At 71.4% G+C, this 19485-nt stretch carries 15 protein-coding genes and 1 pseudogene; 7 read left to right on the top strand and 9 right to left on the bottom strand.

The window, feature by feature from the left end:
* The first annotated feature begins 35 nt into the window (after positions 1–35).
* Together CP973_RS30420 and CP973_RS41180 are read left to right on the top strand one after the other, a co-directional pair.
* Positions 36–2201: a RecQ family ATP-dependent DNA helicase gene (locus CP973_RS30420; protein ID WP_150247074.1), complete on the top strand. Its 2166-nt coding sequence runs from the start codon at positions 36–38 to the stop codon at positions 2199–2201.
* 233 nt (positions 2202–2434) lie between these two features.
* A pseudogene (locus CP973_RS41180) lies at positions 2435–2963 on the top strand (hypothetical protein); the annotation flags it as partial.
* Positions 2964–3551: 588 nt separating this feature from the next.
* Here CP973_RS41180 and CP973_RS30430 read toward each other — a convergent pair.
* The 5 genes from CP973_RS30430 to abc-f form a co-directional block, all read right to left on the bottom strand.
* Positions 3552–4208 (bottom strand): hypothetical protein, encoded by a 657-nt coding sequence (locus CP973_RS30430; RefSeq protein ID WP_150247076.1) that lies wholly within the window; start codon positions 4206–4208, stop codon positions 3552–3554.
* A 66-nt stretch (positions 4209–4274) separates the two neighbouring features.
* The gene (locus CP973_RS30435) at positions 4275–4976 is read right to left on the bottom strand and encodes a ribonuclease HII (protein WP_150247077.1); all 702 of its coding nucleotides are present in this window, start codon (positions 4974–4976) and stop codon (positions 4275–4277) included.
* A gap of 424 nt (positions 4977–5400) precedes the next feature.
* Positions 5401–6306 carry an ADP-ribosylglycohydrolase family protein gene (locus tag CP973_RS30440; protein WP_150247078.1) on the bottom strand — a complete coding sequence of 302 codons (906 nt, stop codon included), beginning with the start codon at positions 6304–6306 and terminating at the stop codon, positions 5401–5403.
* An 11-nt stretch (positions 6307–6317) separates the two neighbouring features.
* Complete coding sequence (locus CP973_RS30445) at positions 6318–6977, bottom strand: histidine phosphatase family protein (protein WP_150247079.1); 660 nt, start codon at positions 6975–6977, stop codon at positions 6318–6320.
* An 872-nt stretch (positions 6978–7849) separates the two neighbouring features.
* Entirely contained in the window at positions 7850–9466 is a 1617-nt protein-coding gene (gene abc-f, locus CP973_RS30450; RefSeq protein ID WP_150247080.1) for a ribosomal protection-like ABC-F family protein, read from the bottom strand.
* 107 nt (positions 9467–9573) lie between these two features.
* On the opposite strand from abc-f, the gene CP973_RS30455 reads away from it, so the two are divergent.
* On the top strand, positions 9574–10263 hold the full coding sequence (locus CP973_RS30455) for a TetR/AcrR family transcriptional regulator (RefSeq protein ID WP_150247081.1): 690 nt from the start codon (positions 9574–9576) through the stop codon (positions 10261–10263).
* Between the two features lie 195 nt (positions 10264–10458).
* Here CP973_RS30455 and CP973_RS30460 read toward each other — a convergent pair whose 3' ends face one another.
* Together CP973_RS30460 and CP973_RS30465 are read right to left on the bottom strand one after the other, a co-directional pair.
* Positions 10459–11064 (bottom strand): YdbC family protein, encoded by a 606-nt coding sequence (locus CP973_RS30460; RefSeq protein ID WP_150247082.1) that lies wholly within the window; start codon positions 11062–11064, stop codon positions 10459–10461.
* Between the two features lie 68 nt (positions 11065–11132).
* Positions 11133–12560, bottom strand: coding sequence for an amidase (locus CP973_RS30465; RefSeq protein WP_150247083.1), 1428 nt, complete (start codon positions 12558–12560; stop codon positions 11133–11135).
* A gap of 200 nt (positions 12561–12760) precedes the next feature.
* Here CP973_RS30465 and CP973_RS30470 point away from each other — a divergent pair, with 200 nt between their 5' ends.
* The 3 genes from CP973_RS30470 to CP973_RS30480 all read left to right on the top strand — a co-directional run bounded on the left by CP973_RS30470 (position 12761) and on the right by CP973_RS30480 (position 14450).
* Positions 12761–13348 carry a TetR/AcrR family transcriptional regulator gene (locus CP973_RS30470; protein ID WP_150247084.1) on the top strand — a complete coding sequence of 196 codons (588 nt, stop codon included), beginning with the start codon at positions 12761–12763 and terminating at the stop codon, positions 13346–13348.
* Between the two features lie 34 nt (positions 13349–13382).
* The gene (locus tag CP973_RS30475) at positions 13383–13787 is read left to right on the top strand and encodes a VOC family protein (RefSeq protein WP_150247085.1); all 405 of its coding nucleotides are present in this window, start codon (positions 13383–13385) and stop codon (positions 13785–13787) included.
* 141 nt (positions 13788–13928) lie between these two features.
* The gene (locus CP973_RS30480) at positions 13929–14450 is read left to right on the top strand and encodes a TerD family protein (protein WP_150247086.1); all 522 of its coding nucleotides are present in this window, start codon (positions 13929–13931) and stop codon (positions 14448–14450) included.
* 140 nt (positions 14451–14590) lie between these two features.
* On the opposite strand, the gene CP973_RS30485 is transcribed toward CP973_RS30480, so the two are convergent.
* Positions 14591–17467 (bottom strand): vitamin B12-dependent ribonucleotide reductase, encoded by a 2877-nt coding sequence (locus CP973_RS30485; protein ID WP_150247087.1) that lies wholly within the window; start codon positions 17465–17467, stop codon positions 14591–14593.
* Between the two features lie 119 nt (positions 17468–17586).
* Positions 17587–18117: a transcriptional regulator NrdR gene (gene nrdR / locus CP973_RS30490; protein WP_150247088.1), complete on the bottom strand. Its 531-nt coding sequence runs from the start codon at positions 18115–18117 to the stop codon at positions 17587–17589.
* A 552-nt stretch (positions 18118–18669) separates the two neighbouring features.
* Between nrdR and lexA the strand changes: the two genes are divergently transcribed.
* Positions 18670–19458: a transcriptional repressor LexA gene (gene lexA, locus CP973_RS30495; protein ID WP_150247089.1), complete on the top strand. Its 789-nt coding sequence runs from the start codon at positions 18670–18672 to the stop codon at positions 19456–19458.
* The last annotated feature ends 27 nt before the right edge of the window (positions 19459–19485 follow it).

Consider the following 19485-nt stretch of genomic DNA (forward strand, 5'->3'; position numbering starts at 1 on the left):
CGCGCGTTGTCAGTGGCATCGGGTTGCATGGAGCCATGAGCAACGAAGACCTGCGTGCCGCGGCCGATGCCGTCCTCTCCCGCCTCGTCGGCGACCCCGGCGGCACGGCGCGGCTGCGCGAGGACCAGTGGCGGGCGATCGAGGCGCTGGTCGCCGAGCAGCGCCGCGCGCTGGTGGTGCAGCGCACGGGCTGGGGCAAGTCGGCGGTCTATTTCGTCGCGACCGCGCTGCTGCGCCGGCGCGGCGCCGGACCGACCGTGATCGTCTCCCCGCTGCTCGCGCTGATGCGCAACCAGGTCGAGGCGGCGGCCCGTGCCGGGATCCACGCGCGCACGATCAACTCGTCCAACACCGAGGACTGGGACACCATCCAGGCCGAGGTGGCGGCGGGCGAGGTCGACGTGCTGCTCGTCAGTCCCGAGCGGCTGAACAACCCCGATTTCCGCGACCAGGTGCTCCCCAAGCTGGCCGCGGCCACCGGTCTGCTCGTGGTCGACGAGGCCCACTGCATCTCCGACTGGGGCCACGACTTCCGGCCCGACTACCGGCGGCTGCGCACGATGCTCGCCGACCTCCCACCCGGTGTGCCCGTGCTCGCCACGACGGCGACGGCCAACGCGCGGGTCACGGCCGACGTGGCCGAGCAGCTCGGTACGGGCGAGGGCACCGCCGAGGCGCTCGTCCTGCGCGGCCCGCTGGACCGGGAGAGCCTGAGCCTGGGCGTGCTCCCGCTGCCGGACGCCGCGCACCGGCTGGCCTGGCTGGCCGACCATCTGCACGAGCTGCCGGGCTCGGGGATCATCTATACGCTCACGGTCGCCGCGGCCGAGGAGGTCACCGCCTTCCTGCGGCAGCGCGGTCACACGGTGGCCTCGTACACCGGCAAGACCGAGAACGCGGACCGCCAGCAGGCCGAGGACGATCTGCTCGGCAACCGCGTCAAGGCGCTGGTCGCCACCTCCGCGCTCGGCATGGGCTTCGACAAGCCCGACCTCGGATTCGTGGTGCACCTCGGCTCGCCGTCCTCCCCCATCGCGTACTACCAGCAGGTCGGGCGTGCCGGCCGCGGTGTCGAGCACGCCGAGGTGCTGCTGCTCCCCGGCCGTGAGGACGAGGCGATCTGGAAGTACTTCGCGTCCCTGGCCTTCCCGCCCGAGGAGCAGGTGCGCCGGACCCTGGACGTCCTGGCGGGCGCGGACCGGCCGCTGTCACTGCCGGCGCTGGAGCCGCTGGTCGAGCTGCGCCGCTCGCGCCTGGAGACCATGCTGAAGGTGCTCGACGTGGACGGCGCGGTGCACCGGGTCAAGGGCGGCTGGACCGCCACCGGCCGTCCGTGGACGTACGACGCCGAGCGTTACGCCTGGGTGGCGCGGCAGCGCGAGGCCGAGCAGCAGGCCATGCGGGACTACGCCACGACGACCGGCTGCCGCATGGAATTCCTGCGGCGGCAGTTGGACGACGAGGCCGCGACGCCCTGTGGTCGCTGCGACAACTGCGCGGGCGCGCGCTTCACCACCGAGGTGTCCGCCGCTTCGCTGGACGCGGCGCGCGGTGAGCTGGGGCGGCCGGGCGTGGAGGTGGAGCCGCGGCGCATGTGGCCGACGGGCCTGCCCGCCATCGGCGTCGATCTCAAGGGGCGCATTCCGGCGGGTGAGCAGTCGGCCACCGGGCGGGCGCTGGGCCGGCTCTCCGACATCGGCTGGGGCAACCGGCTGCGTCCGATGCTCGCCGCGCAGGCCCCGGACGGGCCGATTCCGGACGATGTCGCGTCCGCGGTCGTCACGGTCCTCGCGGACTGGGCGAAGGGCCCCGGCGGCTGGGCGTCGGGGGCGCCGGACGCCCCGGCGCGACCCGTGGGCGTGGTGGTTCTCGATTCCCGTACCCGCCCTCAGCTGGTGCGTTCCCTGGGAGAGCGCATTGCCGCCGTCGGGCGGATGCCGTTCCTGGGGACGGTGACCTACGCGGATCACGAGGCGGATCCCCGGATTCCGCGGAGCAACAGCGCCCAGCGACTGCGTGCTTTGCACGGATCGTTGAGCGTGCCGCCGGAGTTGGCTCAGGCTCTGGCCTCGGCCGATGGACCGGTGCTGCTCGTGGACGACTACGCGGACACCGGATGGACCTTGGCCGTGGCCGCGCGGCTGCTGCGCAAGGCGGGCGCCGCCGGAGTGTTTCCGCTGGTCCTTGCCGTGCAGGGGTGAGGTGAGGGAGGTGGTCGGGCGTCAGGGGCCGGTGCGGCGGGCAGGAATACCACAAGCGCGGTGCCCGATTCCGGCTGTGCGCGCGTCCGCTTCATTGCCGCATGCCTGTACGAACGCGAGAATTGGCCCCGCTTCCCCGTACCGGCCGTCCGCGGCCGGGTGCGGCGGTACCGAGCCGTGCCCGCGCGGCCGGCCGCCGTCCGGCGCGTGGACGCGTAGACGAAGGGAGGACCGTGACCTTCGGCTTCGCCCAGCCCCCGGACGTGTCCCTGGCCACCTCAGCCGATTCCGCCGCCCGGCTCAGCCGCATGCTGGAGCCCTCCGAGTGGGCGTCGGCCGGGATCCCCCTGCTGCGCAACCCGCGCGAGGTCGTCACCGGCTTGCACGACCGCCACCTGCCGGGTCTCTGGACGGCTGTCGTGGCGGTGCTCGGCCCCGAGGAACGGATCATCGCCAGCGCGTCGTTCGTCCAGCACGCCTCGGCCCCGGACGGCTGGGAGTTCCGCAACGCGCTCCTGGCCCAGCTGCGCCGGGTCGTCCCGCACGACCTGCGGCTGCGGGTGCCGGTCCGTACGGCCGTACTGCTCTACTGCCGTGAGGGTGAGCCCCGTTGGACGGAGACGGACGGCGCCTGGATGTGGGGATTGCGCGACGCGTGCACCCTGCACGGCCTGCGCTGCGGCGCGTACATCACGCTGACGCACCGAGGCTGGCAGGTGCTGGGGGAAGGGCGCGGAGGCCGGCGCCCGCGCTCGGTCGCGCGTACCGGACGCCTTGACGGCAAGGAACACCTGCCGCGTCGGTACGCACCGGCACAGCCCGGTCCGGACGAGCGGCGTGAGGCCTCAGGACCTGTCGGGCAGGCCGAATCGGGACCGGTCGGGCAGGCCGAGCCGGGACGGATCCGGCAGGCCGAGCCGGCACCGCTTCGGCGGGATGCCTCGGGGCCTGTCCGAGGGGACGCCTCGGGCCTTGTCCGCGGGGACGGGCCCGGACCGGCTCAGGGAGACGTCTGCGGGCAGGCCGAGAACACCGGGCAGCCGGAGGCGTCCGAGCTCGTCAGCAGATCGCGGCGGCCCGTGCCGTCGCCACCGCCCGGGTCACCGGAACGGTGCGCTCCGGTGGAGCGGTCCCCCGCCGTGGAACGGACGCGTACGGCCGCACCGCAGCCGTACCCCGCGCAGTCGTGCCCCTCCTCGGAGCAGCCGTGCGGCGACGGCCGACCAGCAGCGCACCGTGGCGCGGGCGGCGCGGCGGAGTTCCGGCGGCGCACCGCGGCCCGCTGACCGCGCGCACGCGGCGCGAGACGCCCGGTCGGCCCGTGGCCGCCGGGCCCCCCGTCGGTGCCTCTCAGGCGCTGACGCCCAGGAGGGTGTTGATGCGCTGCGGGTCGCCGCAGACGACCAGGAGTGCACCGGCCCTGGTCAGCGCGGCGGGCAGGGCACGGGCGATGGTCTCCTCCGCGCCGCCGTTCACCGCGACGACCACGACGGGGCGCCCGGTCGCGCGCTCGGCGGTGGCGTCCGCGTAGAACACGTCGTCCGCGGCGTCGTGCTGCGCCCAGTAGGACGCCTCACCGAAGGACAGCTCGTGCGCGGCCCAGGGATGCATTTCGCCGGTGGTGAGCACCAGGATCTCGCCCGGCGCACGCCCGGAGTCCAGCAGCAGGTCGACGGCCTCCTCGGCGGCGTCGAGCGCGCCGGACTGCGGGGCCGGGATCAGCTGGAGCTGCGCTCCGGAAGCGGCGTCGGCGGGACCGGAGGTCGCGGCGGGCTGCTTGGGCCCCGGGCGCTGCGCCGGAGGCGCGCCGGCCGGTCCACGGGACGGCGCGGCGGGTCCGGGCTTGCCGGGGCGGGCGCTGGCCGCGGGAGCGCCGCGCGGAGGCGCGGGGCGGGGACCGGGGCCAGGAACAGGACGAGGGGTCGACGCGGTACGGCCGGCGGCCGGAGTTGCGCGGGGACCCGGGACACTCTCGTGAATCTGAGGCTCCTCGGGGATGAGAGGCATAAAAGGATGTCTATCAAACGTAGGTGCGGAACACGTCATCGGGTACCGAATTGATGCCCGCACCGCTCAGAAGTCGAAGCCGAGTTGGCCACCGGCCTCCAGAGCGGCTGCTTCGGGGGTGCTGCGCACCTTCTTCAGGTGCCGCCAGCGGGGCAGGGCGTCCATGTAGGACCACGACACCCGGTGGTACGCCGTGGGGCCGTACTCCTCCAGCGCCGCACGGTGCGCCGGCGACGGGTAGCCGGCGTTCTCCGCGAAGGCGAAGTCGGCGTGCACGTCGGCCAGTTCACCCATCATCGCGTCGCGCCGGACCTTGGCGAGCACGGAGGCCGCGGCCACCGCGATGCAGGACTGGTCGCCCTTGATGACCGTACGGACCTTCCAGGGACCGCCCAGGTAGTCGTGCTTGCCGTCGAGGATCACCGCGTCCGGACGGACCGGCAGCGCCTCCAGGGCCCGCACGGCCGCGAGCCGGAGCGCCGCGGTCATGCCCAGGTCGTCGATCTCCTCCGGAGAGGCGTGCCCCAGGGCGTGCGCCGTGACCCAGCCGTCGAGCACCCCGGCGAGTTCGACGCGCCGTTTGGGTGTCAGCAGCTTGGAATCGGTGAGTCCGGCCGGCGGGCGGCGCAGTCCGGTGACGGCTGCGCAGACGCTGACCGGGCCGGCCCAGGCGCCGCGCCCGACTTCGTCCACCCCGGCGATGATCTTGGCGCCCGTGGTGGCGCGAAGCGATCGCTCGACGGTGTGGGTTGGGGGCTCGTACGGCATGGCGCCAGCCAGCGTACGCCTAAACGCGGCGGGCGTGCGCACCGGGTACCGCGTGACCGTGGCGCTGCGGGGGCGAGGGCGCCGGAGGTCGCGGGCTGTGCTTTTGCGTGTGCGGGGTGCGACGGGGGGAGGGCTGGGGGTTCCGACGCGTTTCCACGGGCATCAAGGGGTCCGGACCCACCGGGGATACTCGTGCGCCCGGGACCTCCGCGGTAGATCAACTACGGGCGCGGAGGGGTCGCTTGGCGACCTCGCCGGGGCGGGGTCGGATGTTCCGCGCCGCATCCATCCCCCTGACCGCGGCACCGGCACCGGCACTTCCGGATGGCCGGTCGCCCGGTCGCCCGGGTTGCCGCGAGCCTTGGCTTGGCGCCGGGTCTTCCGGATGCCTGCTTGCCCGGCTGGCGCCCCCGCCCGTAACCCCTCAGCCGGATGGCTGCGGCATCCAGCTGGGGAACGCTTCCGTACGGTCCAGCCAGTCCTGGGGCGGAGTGGCACCGCCCGCCGCAACGATTCCGCCGACGATGGCGCAGGTCGTGTCCACGTCGCCGCCGGCCTGAGCGGTGGCCCAGAAGGCCTGCTCGAAGTCGCCGAGGTGGCGGGCGGCGGCCCACAGCGTGAAGGGGACGGTGTCGTGGGCGCTGGTCCGGCGGCCGCAGCCCAGCACCGCGGCGACCGTGCCCGCGTCGGCGTAGTCGAGCATGTCCCGGGCACGCCGCAGGCCCGCCTGTACGGCGCTGCGCGGGATCAGCTCCAGTACACCGTCCAGCAGCGCTTCGGGGCCGGTCGTACGGTCGGGGGCGGCGGCCAGGGCGGCCGCGGCGGCCACCGCCATCGCCCCGACCACCGCTTCCCGGTGCTGGTGGGTGGTGTGCGCCGAGATCTCGGCCTGGTGCGTCGCCTGCTCGGGATCGTCCGCGTACCAGGCTCCGAGCGGGGCAATGCGCATGGCCGCGCCGTTGCCCCAGGAGCCCTGCCCGTTGAAGAGCGCCGAGGCCAGCTCCCGCCAGTCGCCGCCCTCCCGGATCAGCCGGAGCATGCGGTTCACCGCCGGGCCGTAGCCGCGGTCGAAGTCGTGGTGATCGGCGAAGGAGCGGGCCAGCGCGTCCTGGTCGATGCGCCCGTGGGTCGAGAGCACGGCCACGACCGAGCAGGCCATCTCCGTGTCGTCGGTCCACTGCCACGGTGACGGCGGCAGCTCACGGCGCTTGAGGTGGGGGTAGTTGGCGGGAACGAAGAACTGGGAGCCGAGGGCATCGCCCAGGGAAAGTCCGCGCAGGCTCGTAAGGGCCCGCTCGAAGCGGTCTGCGTCACGGTGGTCGGCGCTCATCGGTGTGCACTCTAACCGGTGATGCCGTACGACTCCGGTTCACACCAGCGTTCGAAGGGCCGGTCCAGTGCATACCGGCCGTCCGGACCCAGGAGGAGCGAGCGCCACTCCGCGTTCCCCGGATTGGTCAGGGACTCGAACTCCGCCACGGTCCAGTGGAACCACCGCATACAGAAGAGCCGCATGGTCAGACCGTGCGTGACGATCAGAACGTTCGGCGGGTGGTCCGGGTGCTCGAAACTGCGCCAGAGGCTCTCCAGGAACGCGCCGACCCGGTCGTACACATCGGCGCCGGACTCGCCCTGTGCGAAGCGGTAGAAGAAGTGTCCGTAGGCGTCGCGGTACACCTTCTGCAGGCGTACGTCCTCGCGGTCCTGCCAGTTCCCCCAGTCCTGCTCGCGCAGCCGCGGCTCCTCACGGACCCGGACCCGGTCCATGTCGAGCCCGAGCGCCTGGAAGGTCTGGTGCGTGCGGCGGTACGGCGATACGTACGCGGAGATCCGCTCGTCGCCGAACATCGCCCGCAGCGATTCCCCGGCCTCCTCGGCCTGCCGCAGGCCGTTCTTGGTCAGGCTCAGCGCGTGGTCGGGCTCCCGCTCGTAGACCGTGTCGTCGGTGTTCCCCTCCGATTCTCCGTGGCGAATGAGGACGATGCGTCGGGGCCGTGCCATGCCGTCACCCTAAAACGGTTGCTCTGTACATGCCTCATGCCCCAGCCCACGCCGCCGTCGCTTCGCGGATGCGGTTACTGTGCGCGTGCCTGCACTGGCGGTGCGTGTGCTTGGAGAGGGCGTGGGGACACGTGGGTGAGGCGCGTGTGCGTGGGGCGTGGGGCGCGTGTGCATGGGGCGCGTGCTGGTTGGGGCGCGTGCTGGTTGGGTTGCCGTGTTCGAGGGGCGCCTCGGCTGGCGCGGCCAGCTCCTTCCTTCCCCCCGGGGCCCCTCCCCCCACCCACCCCACCCCGCCCCACTCCCGGTCAGCGCGCAGCCTCAACCGTGCCGGTCAGCACGTCGCCCCAGCTCACACGGCCGACGTCACGTCGCCCCAGCTCACACGGCCGACCCGTGTCGCCCCGGCTCACAGGCCGACCCGTGTCACTCCGGCTCTCACGGACAGCACCCGCCTCAGCCGTCTCCCGCCCCGGCCATCTCGCGCTCCGACCGCCTCCGGATCCAGGTACCTACCGCACTGGCCACCTGTCCGGCCACCTTCCGACCCGGCCGCCTTCCGACCCGACCGTCTACCACCCCGGCCACTCCCCCGGCCCAGGCCAGCGCCCCAGCCCGGGATACCGACCGACCCAAGGCAGCCCCGGGCTACGCCGGAACTCATTCGCGACCAAGACCACCTTTCACACTCAGACCACTGGACCGCGCGCGCCTCGCCGACCGCGCGCACCCCGACACCCTGCGCACCCGACCGCCTCCTCGCTCCGCCCCACCCCCTCCCGCCCACAGACCAATCCGCCCAAAGACCACCCCGATCACAGCCCAGCCCAGCCGCCACCCGTCATCCGTCACCCGTCGCCCACCACCCGCATTCATCACCCGTCCTCCACCACCCGCCCGGACCGCACCTCGCAGCGTCGGCCGCCGAAACGTCGGGCGAGCAGTCGGTCGTGGGAGACGACGACCAGGGCGCCGGGCCAGGCGGCGAGGGCTGTGTCCAGCTCTTCGACGACGGGAAGCGCCAGGTGGTTGGTCGGTTCGTCCAGGAGCAGGAGGTCGGCGGGGCGGGCCAGTAGACGGGCCAGGGACAGCCGGCGGCGCTGGCCTGCCGAGAGGGAGCCCACTGGTATCTGGAGATCGCGCTCTCGGAACAGGCCGAACGAGAGGAGAAGTTCGGCGAGCTCTTCCGGGCCTCCGGGCAGGTCCCGGCCGAAAGCCGACAGCAGCCGTTCCTGTGGGCGGGCCACCGGTATCTCCTGGGCCAGGTAGCCGATGTGCCCGCGGCGCGTGATCGTGCCCGCGTCGGGTCGCTGGACCCCCGCCATGAGCCGTAGCAGCGTGCTCTTGCCTGCTCCGTTGGCGCCGTGGATCAGCAGCCGCTCCCCCGCGGCGACGGAGAAGGCGTCCACGGCCAGGCGGTCCCCCACTCGTATACCGGCCAGCTCGATGAGTGTGCCCTCAGCGTCACCGGCGGTCGGCCCGGCATGGAAGCGGAGTGGCTCCGGCGGCCGGGGGACCGGGGTCGCGTGGAGCCGCCGCAGTCGTTCCTGTGCGTTGCGCACCCGGCCGGCCACCGAGGCCTGGACCCGTCCTCCGGCGCGGTCGTACGCCATTTTGTTGTTGTCCTTGATGGAGCGCCCCTGCGCGACACTGCGGGCGGCGCCGGCCGCGAACTCGGCGAGCCGCCGGGTCTCGGCGCACCACTGCTCGTACTCCTGCTCCCAGCGTCGGCGGGCCGCGGCCTTGGCGGCGACGAAGGTGCCGTACCCACCGCCGTACCGGACGACGGTCCGGCGGTCGGCGTCCACCTCGACGATCGCGTCGGCCACGCGCTGCAGGAAGAGGCGGTCGTGCGATACCGCGAGCACCGTGCCGCGATGGGCCGCCAGCGCGGACTCCAGCCAGTCCAGCGCCTCCACGTCGAGGTGGTTGGTCGGTTCGTCGAGCAGCATCACCTCGGGCGACGCGGCTATCAGGCAGGCGATGCCCAGCCTTGCCTGTTCCCCGCCGGACAGGCTGCCGAACGGGCGACTCCGCTCCACATGGCCCAGCCCCACGCCGTACAGCGCCTTGTCGACGCGGACGTCTGCCTCGTAGCCGCCGCGCAGTTCGTAGACGCCGAGCAGCCGGCCGTACTCCTCCAGATCTTCCGGTCGTCCGTCGCCGAGCCGTGCCTCCAGTGCTCGCAGGCGGTGCTCCATCTTCCGCAACTCCACGAGCGCGGCGTCCACCGCCTGCTGGATCGTGCAGTCGTCCGGCAGGTCGGGCACCTGGCCGAGGTGACCGACGCCTCCGTCGGCGGTGACCACGACCCGGCCCTCGTCCGGCCGCTCCATCCCCGCGGCGAGGCGCAGCAGCGTCGACTTGCCGGCGCCGTTCTCCCCCACGACTCCGACCCGGTCGCCGGGGCGTATCGACAGGGAGACACCGTCCAGCAGAAGCCGGTCGCCGTAGGACTGGGACACCTCGTGGAACGAAATCTGCGTGGTCATACGCACCCCCCGGCTCCACGGCACCACATCGCGGACTCAAACGCTACGCTTGTTGCGTTACGACGATGATGGCACACGCCGCCGCACTAACGCAACAGGAGTAGCACTTGCGTGAGGAAAACGCACCGGAGGCCCCCGCGCCGAGCCCCGGCACCCGTCGGCCGGGCGGGCGCACCGCCCGCACTCGCGCGGCCGTCCGCGACGCCGTGCTGGCGGGCCTGGCCGAACACGGCTATCCCGGCCTGACCGTCGAATACGTCGCGGAGCACTCGGGCGTGCACAAGACCACGCTCTACCGCCGGTGGGGCGACCTCGAGGGACTGCTGGCCGACACTCTCGACCTGGCGGGCGAGGACAGCTGGACGCCGCCCGACACCGGGTCCCTCGCGGGTGATCTGCGCGCGCTCGCCCGCGAGGTGGTGGAGTCGTTCACCGATCCGGTCACGGCGGCCTCCGGCTCCGCGATCATCGCGGCCGCGTTCCAGTCGGAGCGGGCCGCGGACGCGCTGCACGCCTTCTACGCCGAACGCTTCCAACGCTGCGAGCTCATGGTTCAGCGCGCCGTCGAACGCGGCGAGCTGCCGTCACCCGCGGAGAACGAGGTTGACGCGGGCGCGCTCGCGCGGGCCGCGTGCGCCCCGCTCTTCCTGCGGCTCTTCATCACGCGTGAGCCGGTCGACGCGCACACCGCCGACCAGAGCGCCGCGGCGGCCCTGGCCGCCGCACAAGCGGGGGTGTTCACCCCAATGGGAACGGAGGCAGGGACCGGGGCCGGCGGGCCCACCCCGCCCAAGTAACAGTACAGACACCACCGGCGGAGGGGCCGAGACCAGCCAGCCACGCGACACGGCCGCACCGGCCCCTACCGCGCAACCTGAGCCTCACCCCACGAGCATCCCGACAAACGACACCCCCACCAACCCGCATCGCGTCACCCCCCACCGCAACAAAACATCCAAACCCCACCACTCCCCTACCCCTGCCCCGCCCCCTCACACCGTCCAAGCAGGCTCAAGATCAGCCACATCTCCCGTCACAGCCCGCACATCAGCCTCCGTCTGCGCCCGGAACCCCAGCCGCTCGACGCGCTCGGGACGGTACTTGCCCCGTTCGGCCGCCGACTCCCACATCGACAGGATCAGGAACTCCTCCCCCGGCGCGCGCCCCACCAGGCCGCGCAGCATGCCCGGGGAGCCGGCCATGGCCGGATTCCACACCTTCTCCTGCATCAGCATGAAGTGCTCGACCCGGTCGGCACGCACCTGGCAGTGCGCTATGCGCAGGACGTCGGCGTCCGCGAAGACGGGCCGGAAGCCCACCTTCACGTCGAGTTCGTACTCGAACAGGCGCACCCGGGAGTCCTTGAACGTGCCCACCTGCGCCGCCGCCAGCCGGTCGTGCGAGCGCGCCATGAAGGAGTCGTAGAACGCCCTGCTCTCCCAGAAGGCGACCAGATGCGCGACCGACGGACGCGTCCGGCTCCATCCGCCGCCCTGGCCCCGGAATCCCGGTTCGCCGAGCAGCCCCGCCCACTTCCGCTGCCCCCGTTCGAATCCCCGGCGGTCCACGACCGTGCATCTAATCCACTTGACCAGCACCGCGCCATCGTACGGCCCTGGCAGGCCCGGCATCACCGCGCGTCACGGACCCGCCACACCGAACTTCCCTACGGGCGCGGGTCGATCGGGGTGAGCACCCCGCATCGCCGTTCCACCGCTTCGGCCGCCTCCAGGCACAGGTCCTCCCGATAGGCGCGCCCGATGAGCTGCACGCCGTACGGGAGGCCCCGCGCGACCCCGGTCGGTACGGCCACCGCGGGCACGCCCACGAGACTCGTGGCCGTGCACAGGCGCATCGCCCGCTGGACACGTGCGTGGGACTCCCGGTCCCGGATCTCCAGCCCCGGCTCGAAGGGCGGCTCGGTGAAGACCGGTGCCAGCAGCAACGGGTAGGTGTGCAGGAATTCGGCCCACGCCCTGCGGATGCCGAGCAGGGCGCTCGTCAGGCGCAGGTAGGCGGGCACATCCATCGGCAGGGCGTCCCGGATGTCCATCGACATCTCTATGTAGCGGTGGCCGTCCTCGCCCAGGAGGGTCCGCACCACCGGCCACGTGGGGGCGAATTCGGCCATGGTCATACGGCCGTACACCTCCAGCGCCTCGTCCAGGCGGGGCACGTCCGGCACCTCGCACACCTCGTGGCCCGCGTCGCGCAGCGCGTCCGCCGCGTCCTCCACGGCCTTGCGCACCAAGGGGTGCACTCCCTTGCCGCCCGGGTCGGTGACCATCGCGATCTTGAGGGGCCGCGGTACGGGCTCGCCATACAGGGGCGCCGGTACGGCCCTCGGGTCACGGGGATCGGTGCCCGCCAGCGCCTCGTACGCCAGCCGGAGGTCGCCGACCGTACGGGCCAGCGGTCCGTCGACCACCAAGAGCTGGGTGGCCAGCGCCGGATCGTCCGCGCCGAGCCGGTGATCGGCGGGGAAGCGTCCGTATGTGGGCTTCAGGGCCGCCACGCCGCAGAAGGACGCGGGGATGCGCACCGACCCGCCGGAGTCGTTGCCGAGCCCGATCGCGGCCATCCCACTGGCCACCGCGGCGCCGTCGCCCCCGCTGGTGCCGCCCGGCGTCACCTCCGGCGACCAGGGGTTGCGGGTGTCCCCGTACAGCTCGCTGCGGCTGTGGATGCCCGCGAGGACGAGGGTGGGCATGTTGCTGTGCCCGATCGGGACGGCACCCGCGGCGCGCAACCGCGCCACCGGGGGCGCATCGGAGTGCGCGACGTGGTGACGGAAGCGTTCGGCGCCGTACGTGGTCGGCACGCCCTCCACATCGGTGGTCTCCTTGACCGTGAAGGGCACTCCGGCGAGCGGGCCCGGGTCCTGCCCCGCGGCGCGCCGCCGGTCCACCTCGGCCGCGTCCGCACGGGCCCGGTCGGCGAGAAGCTGTGTGACGGCGTTGACGGTCGGATTGACCTCGGCGATGCGTTCCAGGTGGCGTTCGACCATGTCCACGGCGGTCACCTCGCCGCTTCGTACAGCGGCCGCCTGTGCCCCGGCGGACATCTCCCACAGCGCCTGCTCGGCTTCCACCATTCGCTCCTTCACATTCGTACGCACATGTCCTTCACGTTCGTACGCATTCGTTCTTCGCGTTCGCCCTTGCCGCACTCGGGTGATCCGAGGGGCGGCCCCTGCCCGACGAGCGCGGACGCACCGCACACCCGTTCCGATGCAAGCGCATCACATCGTACCCTTGTCACGATACACACGCATCGCCATACCGGGAGCGCCCCATGCCCAAGCAGGTGGACCACGAGAGCCGCCGTCGGCAGATCGCCGACGCCGTCTGTCACCTCGCCGACGAACACGGCCTGGAAGGCGTCACCCTGCGGGACGTGGCGGCGCGCGCCGAGGTGTCCATGGGGGCGGTCCAGCGCTGCTTCCGCACCAAGGAGGAGATGCTGATCTTCGCGCTCGGCCACATCGGGGCGCGGATCTCGGCGCGGGTGGCGGCGCGGCTCGCCGAGTCGCCGGCGCAGTCGGCCCGTACCGCGCTCGGGCACGCGACCACCGAGATCTCCCTGCTGCGCCCCGAGCACCGCGCCGAGGCCCGCGTCTGGCTCGCCTTCGTCGCGCAGGCCGCGGTCAGCCCGCCGCTCGCCGAGATCCTGCGGGGCAACTACACCGCCACCCACGACCTGTTCACGCGTCTGATCACCGAGGCCACCGGGAGTCCGGACGCGGAGCGCGAGGCGCGCACCCTGCTCGCCCTCACCGACGGCCTGACGACCCACGTCCTCATCGGCCACCTCTCCCCCGACACCGCGCTGGACACCCTGGACAGCCATCTGACGCGCCTCTGGGGCGACGAGGACGCCTGAACCCTGGCCTTGGCCCGGGGTTAATCTGCGGATCATGGACGCTCTCTATCCGCGCCTCCTGGTGGAGGACTTCGAAACCGCCGCCCGCTTCTGGGAAGGCGCCCTGCGCGACCTCCTGGGCATCGAGCCCGTCAAGGTCATCCCGCAGGCCGGGTACGCCAATTGGGACCTCGACGGACAGGCCGTTCTGGTCCTCTTCTCGCGCGAGGCCATGGCACGGGCGGTCGGTACACACGCGCTGCCGCCCCGTCCCGCGGCCCAGGACACGTCCATGCTGGTGCTGCGCGTTCCCGTGGTGGACGAGGCGGCCCGGCGATTCGCCGCCCACGGCGCCGACATCGTGGCGGCTCCTCAGGACCGCCCCGACTGGGGGCCGAATCTCCGTACCGCCCATCTGCGCACCCCCGACGGGACGTTGGTGGAACTCCAGTCCTACTGATTACGTCGGAGTGGCAGTACGCGTACCAGTCCTGCCGACCGGGACGGCGTCGCCCCGGCCCCGGGGCAGGGCTTGCGGAGCGTGACACGATGGTGGTCCGCCTTGCACAGCCCGTGAGTTGCAACACCGGAAGGGATCTCTGTGAGCAGCCTCAACAAAGGGATCGGCAAAGTCGAAGTGACCCTCAAGTGGGACCCCAGCCCCGCGGGCACTTCAGCGCATGACCTGGACATCATCGCCGCGACCTACACGAAGGACGCACTGCACGGCGCACCGGACTACCTGGTGCACTTCGACAGCCGTTCCCCCGACGGCACCATCACCCTCAGCAGGGACAGCCGGACCGGTCTCGGTTTCGGCACCGACGAGGCGATGGTGCTGGAACTGAACCGGCTGGCCGAGCGGTACGGGCGGGTCGTCGTCGGGGTGGCCATCCAACAGCGCGGTGGACGCAAGACGTTCGGTGACATCGCGAACACCGCCGTCCGCATCAACGAGGGATACGACGAATTGGCCGTGAACGATTTCTCGGCGGTCGCCGGCTCGACCGCGGCGGTGATAGCGGAATTCGACCGCGACGCGTCGGGAGAATGGCGGTTCCACCCGAACGTACGGGGCTTCGACGCCGACCCGGAAACCTTCGTGACCGTCATGGGCAGCTGACGGTGTAACAGAGCGGGAAAATGCCGTGGAAACCTTCCCGGTGCGGCACTTTCCCGTTCTCCCAAACGGCGGAGGCGGAGCCGACATATCGGCTCCGCCTCCTTTCAGCTATCCGTTCCGCGCCTGTTCGGCGCCGGAGATCAGCTGCAACCGCTGGTCGATCCGCAGCCCTCGCACAGGTAGCAGCTGCCCGCGCGCTGCATCTTCGTACCGCAGGAGAAGCACAGCGGAGCGTCGGCGTTGATGCCGAGCTGCATCTCCACCAGTTCCGCGTTGGTGTGGGCCTGCTTGGGAGCCGGGGCCGCGGTCTCCTTGACGACCTCGGCCGTCGAGGCGGGGGCCTCCTTCACCGACTCCTGGCGCGGCGCCGACTGGGCCAGGCCCTCGACGTCCAGCTCGTCGTCGGTGGGCTCGTACGAACCGGTCTCCAGGTGGCGCTGGCGCTCCTCGACGGAGTGGATGCCGAGCGCGGAGCGGGTCTCGAAGGGCAGGAAGTCCAGCGCGAGACGGCGGAAGATGTAGTCGACGATCGACTGCGCCATCCGCACGTCCGGGTCGTCCGTCATGCCGGCCGGCTCGAAGCGCATGTTGGTGAACTTCGAGACGTACGTCTCCAGCGGCACGCCGTACTGGAGGCCCACCGAGACGGCGATGGAGAAGGCGTCCATCATGCCCGCGAGGGTCGAACCCTGCTTGGACATCTTCAGGAAGACCTCGCCCAGACCGTCGTCCGGGTAGGAGTTGGCGGTCATGTAGCCCTCGGCGCCGCCGACCGTGAAGGAGGTGGTGATCCCGGGACGGCCCTTGGGCAGGCGCTTGCGGACCGGACGGTACTCGACGACCTTCTCGGCCGGCTTCTCCTCGGCCTTCTTCTCCTCCTCCTTCTTCTTGGCGGAGAGCGGCTGGCCGACCTTGCAGTTGTCGCGGTAGATCGCCAGCGCCTTCAGGCCCAGCTTCCAGCCCTCGAAGTAGACCTCCTCGACCTCCTCGACGGTGGCCGACTCGGGCAGGTTGACGGTCTTGGAGATCGCGCCGGACAGGAACGGCTGGGCCGCCGCCATCATCCGTACGTGACCCATGGCCGAGATGGAGCGCTCGCCCATGGCGCAGTCGAAGACCTCGTAGTGGGCCGGGTCCAGACCGGGGGCGTCGATCACGTTGCCGTTCTCGGCGATGTGGGCGACGATCGCCTCGACCTGCTCCGGCTGGTAGCCGAGCCGCTTGAGCGCCTTGGGGACCGTGTTGTTCACGATCTGCATGGAGCCGCCGCCGACCAGCTTCTTGAACTTGACCAGGGCCAGGTCCGGCTCGACGCCCGTGGTGTCGCAGTCCATCATCAGGCCGATGGTGCCGGTCGGGGCCAGCACGGAGGCCTGCGCGTTGCGGAAGCCGTTCTTCTCGCCGAGGCGGATGACGTCCTGCCACGCCTCGGTGGCCGCGGCCCAGACCGGGGTGTCCAGGTCGTCCATGCGCTTGGCGGCGCCGTTGGCGTCCGAGTGCTGCTTCATGACGCGCTTGTGGGCGTCGGCGTTGCGGGCGTAGCCGTCGTACGGGCCGACGACCGCGGCCAGCTCGGCGGAGCGCTTGTAGGAGGTGCCGGTCATCAGGGAGGTGATGGCACCGGCGAGGGCGCGGCCGCCGTCCGAGTCGTACGCGTGGCCGGTGGCCATCAGCAGGGCGCCGAGGTTGGCGTAGCCGATGCCCAGCTGGCGGAAGGCGCGGGTGGTCTCACCGATCTTCTCGGTGGGGAAGTCCGCGAAGCAGATGGAGATGTCCATCGCGGTGATGACCAGCTCGACGACCTTCGCGAAGCGCTCGGCGTCGAACGACTGGTTGCCCTTGTCGTCGTCGCGCAGGAACTTCATCAGGTTCAGCGACGCCAGGTTGCACGAGGAGTTGTCCAGGTGCATGTACTCGCTGCACGGGTTCGAGGCGGTGATCCGGCCCGACTCCGGCGAGGTGTGCCAGTGGTTGATGGTGTCGTCGTACTGGATGCCGGGGTCGGCGCACGCCCAGGCGGCCTCCGCCATCTTGCGGAACAGCGCCTTGGCGTCGACCTCCTCGATGACCTCGCCGTTCAGCCGGCCGCGCAGGCCGAACTTGGAGCCGGTCTCGACGGCCTTCATGAACTCGTCGTTGACGCGGACCGAGTTGTTCGCGTTCTGGTACTGGACGGACGTGATGTCGTCGCCGCCCAGGTCCATGTCGAAGCCCGCGTCGCGCAGCGCGCGGACCTTCTCCTCCTCCTTCACCTTGGTGTCGATGAAGGCCTCGACGTCCGGGTGGTCCACGTCCAGGACGACCATCTTGGCCGCGCGGCGGGTGGCGCCGCCCGACTTGATCGTTCCGGCGGACGCGTCGGCGCCGCGCATGAAGGAGACCGGGCCGGAGGCGTTGCCGCCGGAGGACAGCAGTTCCTTGGAGGAGCGGATGCGGGAGAGGTTCAGGCCGGCGCCGGAGCCGCCCTTGAAGATCATCCCCTCTTCCTTGTACCAGTCCAGGATCGAGTCCATGGAGTCGTCGACGGAGAGGATGAAGCACGCGCTGACCTGCTGCGGCTGCTTCGTGCCGACGTTGAACCACACCGGGGAGTTGAAGCTGAAGACCTGGTGGAGCAGCGCGTACGCCAGCTCGTGCTCGAAGATCTCGGCGTCCGCCGGGGAGGCGAAGTAGCCGTTGTCCTCGCCGGCCTTCGTGTACGTCTTCACGACCCGGTCGATGAGCTGCTTCAGGCTCGATTCCCGGGTGTCGGAGCCCACCGCGCCGCGGAAGTACTTGCTCGTGACGATGTTGACCGCGTTCACCGACCAGAACTCGGGGAACTCGACGCCACGCTGCTCGAAGTTGACCGAGCCGTCGCGCCAGTTGGTCATGACGACGTCACGGCGCTCCCACGTCACCTCGTCGTACGGATGCACGCCGGGGGTGGTGTGGATGCGCTCGATGCGCAGCCCCTTGCTCGCCTTGCTGCCCTTGGCGCGGGAGCCTCGTGCCGGGCCGCTCGTCGTCTCTGTCATTCCGCCTCCCTGTACGGGCAAACGCCCATATGTGCGCACATTCTTCCCGTGGCACGGTGTGTGTCTGTCTGGAACCGGGGCGCCTGCACTGCCCCGGTCAGGTCTGTGGTGCGCCGATCTCAGTCGGCGGCGGTGGCGGGCACCGGGACCGCCGGCTGCCCGGCACCCCCTTCGCCCCCGTGCTCCCGCGCGGGCGGCTGCTGCTCGCGCTGCTCCCGCAGCTCGGCGATGGCCGCCTCGAAGTCCTCCAGCGAGTCGAAGGCCCGGTAGACGCTCGCGAAGCGCAGGTACGCGACGAGGTCGAGCTCCTGCAGCGGGCCCAGTATGGCCAGCCCCACGTCGTGGGTGGACAGCTCGGCGCTGCCGGTGGCGCGCACCGCTTCCTCGACCCGCTGTCCCAGCTTGGCGAGGGCGTCCTCGGTGACCGGCCGGCCCTGGCACGCCTTGCGCACGCCGGCGATGACCTTGTTGCGGCTGAAGGGTTCGGTGACCCCGCTCCGCTTGATCACCATCAAAGACGCGGTCTCGATGGTGGTGAAGCGGCGGGAGCAGTCCGGGCACTGGCGGCGCCGGCGGATCGAGGTGCCGTCGTCGGTGGTGCGGCTGTCGACCACCCGGCTGTCGGGGTGCCTGCAGAAGGGGCAATGCATGAATTCACCCTCCTCACCCTCGAAAATTACGGTCGTACGCCCATGGTCCCGGCGTACGGCTGATGACCTCCGGCGACCCTCACGGGCCCCTCGGGGCGACCCCAAGCATAGGCGATCCCCGGAGCCCCGAAAGCCACCGGCACCACAACTTGTAGGCCGTTGTAGTCATCAAAGCACTAGATGTGGTGTCCGGAGGTCATCGACACCCCAGGCGTGTCGCGGCGGGGCGGAGTCTCGGCGGCCGCTCGCGGGGCCGCCGTCGAGCGTACGGGACGGGACCCGGGGGCGGCCGGGGCGGGGCGGGGATGACAGAATCGGGCAGGTCGCGGCGCCCGCCCGTAACCCCGTGGGCCGGTACGCGCGCCCGGCCGCACGCCCAGGGCGAAGACTATCGAAATGGCCCGAATGACCCGAATTACCTTTTGGCTATACACCTAAGCCCGTGATCAGGTCAGCTAATCCGGAAATTTTCACTCGAACGTGTGTTTGGCGCAACCTTTCGAAAGCAACTACCGTTGGCTAACTAGGGAGCACATTCCGAGAGGGGCCGACGTGACCACCACCGCAGACAGCGCCACCATCACCGCCCAGAGCCACTCCCAGAGCCGATTCGAGCCGACCCGGAAACCGCCGATGGACGACGCAATGAATCCCGAGGGGCAGAAGCCGGCCCGCTCACTGCCCGGCCGCCCTCCAGGCATCCGCGCCGACAGTTCGGGACTCACCGACCGGCAGCGCAGGGTCATCGAGGTCATCCGGGATTCCGTCCAGCGCCGCGGCTATCCGCCGTCCATGCGCGAGATCGGTCAGGCGGTCGGGCTGTCCAGCACCTCGTCCGTCGCCCACCAGCTCATGGCGCTGGAGCGCAAGGGCTTCCTGCGCCGCGACCCGCACCGCCCCCGGGCGTACGAGGTCCGCGGCTCCGACCAGCCCAGCAGCGCCCCCACCGACACCACGGGCAAGCCCGCGGCGTCGTACGTCCCGCTGGTCGGCCGGATCGCCGCCGGCGGCCCCATCCTCGCCGAGGAGTCCGTCGAGGACGTCTTCCCGCTGCCCCGGCAGCTGGTCGGCGACGGTGAGCTGTTCGTGCTGAAGGTCGTCGGTGACTCCATGGTGGAGGCCGCGATCTGCGACGGCGACTGGGTCACGGTGCGTCGCCAGCCCGTCGCGGAGAACGGCGACATCGTCGCCGCCATGCTGGACGGCGAGGCGACGGTCAAGCGCTTCAAGCGCGAGGACGGTCACGTCTGGCTGCTGCCGCACAACTCCGCGTACCAGCCCATCCCCGGTGACGAGGCCACGATCCTCGGCAAGGTGGTGGCGGTGCTCCGGCGCGTCTGACCCACCCCACGACCGAACCCCGGGACC

This window comes from Streptomyces albofaciens JCM 4342 (assembly GCF_008634025.1).
GTDB classification, from domain to species: Bacteria; Actinomycetota; Actinomycetes; order Streptomycetales; family Streptomycetaceae; genus Streptomyces; species Streptomyces albofaciens.

What these genes read in the sequence shown, in the direction of transcription:
- CP973_RS30420 (WP_150247074.1), top strand. Translation starts at nt 36, where the DNA reads ATGAGCAACGAAGACCTGCGTGCCGCGGCCGATGCCGTCCTCTCCCGC.
- CP973_RS30430 (WP_150247076.1), bottom strand. Translation starts at nt 4,208, where the DNA reads ATGCCTCTCATCCCCGAGGAGCCTCAGATTCACGAGAGTGTCCCGGGT.
- CP973_RS30435 (WP_150247077.1), bottom strand. Translation starts at nt 4,976, where the DNA reads ATGCCGTACGAGCCCCCAACCCACACCGTCGAGCGATCGCTTCGCGCC.
- CP973_RS30440 (WP_150247078.1), bottom strand. Translation starts at nt 6,306, where the DNA reads ATGAGCGCCGACCACCGTGACGCAGACCGCTTCGAGCGGGCCCTTACG.
- CP973_RS30445 (WP_150247079.1), bottom strand. Translation starts at nt 6,977, where the DNA reads ATGGCACGGCCCCGACGCATCGTCCTCATTCGCCACGGAGAATCGGAG.
- abc-f (WP_150247080.1), bottom strand. Translation starts at nt 9,466, where the DNA reads ATGACCACGCAGATTTCGTTCCACGAGGTGTCCCAGTCCTACGGCGAC.
- CP973_RS30465 (WP_150247083.1), bottom strand. Translation starts at nt 12,560, where the DNA reads ATGGTGGAAGCCGAGCAGGCGCTGTGGGAGATGTCCGCCGGGGCACAG.
- CP973_RS30470 (WP_150247084.1), top strand. Translation starts at nt 12,761, where the DNA reads ATGCCCAAGCAGGTGGACCACGAGAGCCGCCGTCGGCAGATCGCCGAC.
- CP973_RS30475 (WP_150247085.1), top strand. Translation starts at nt 13,383, where the DNA reads ATGGACGCTCTCTATCCGCGCCTCCTGGTGGAGGACTTCGAAACCGCC.
- CP973_RS30485 (WP_150247087.1), bottom strand. Translation starts at nt 17,467, where the DNA reads ATGACAGAGACGACGAGCGGCCCGGCACGAGGCTCCCGCGCCAAGGGC.
- nrdR (WP_150247088.1), bottom strand. Translation starts at nt 18,117, where the DNA reads ATGCATTGCCCCTTCTGCAGGCACCCCGACAGCCGGGTGGTCGACAGC.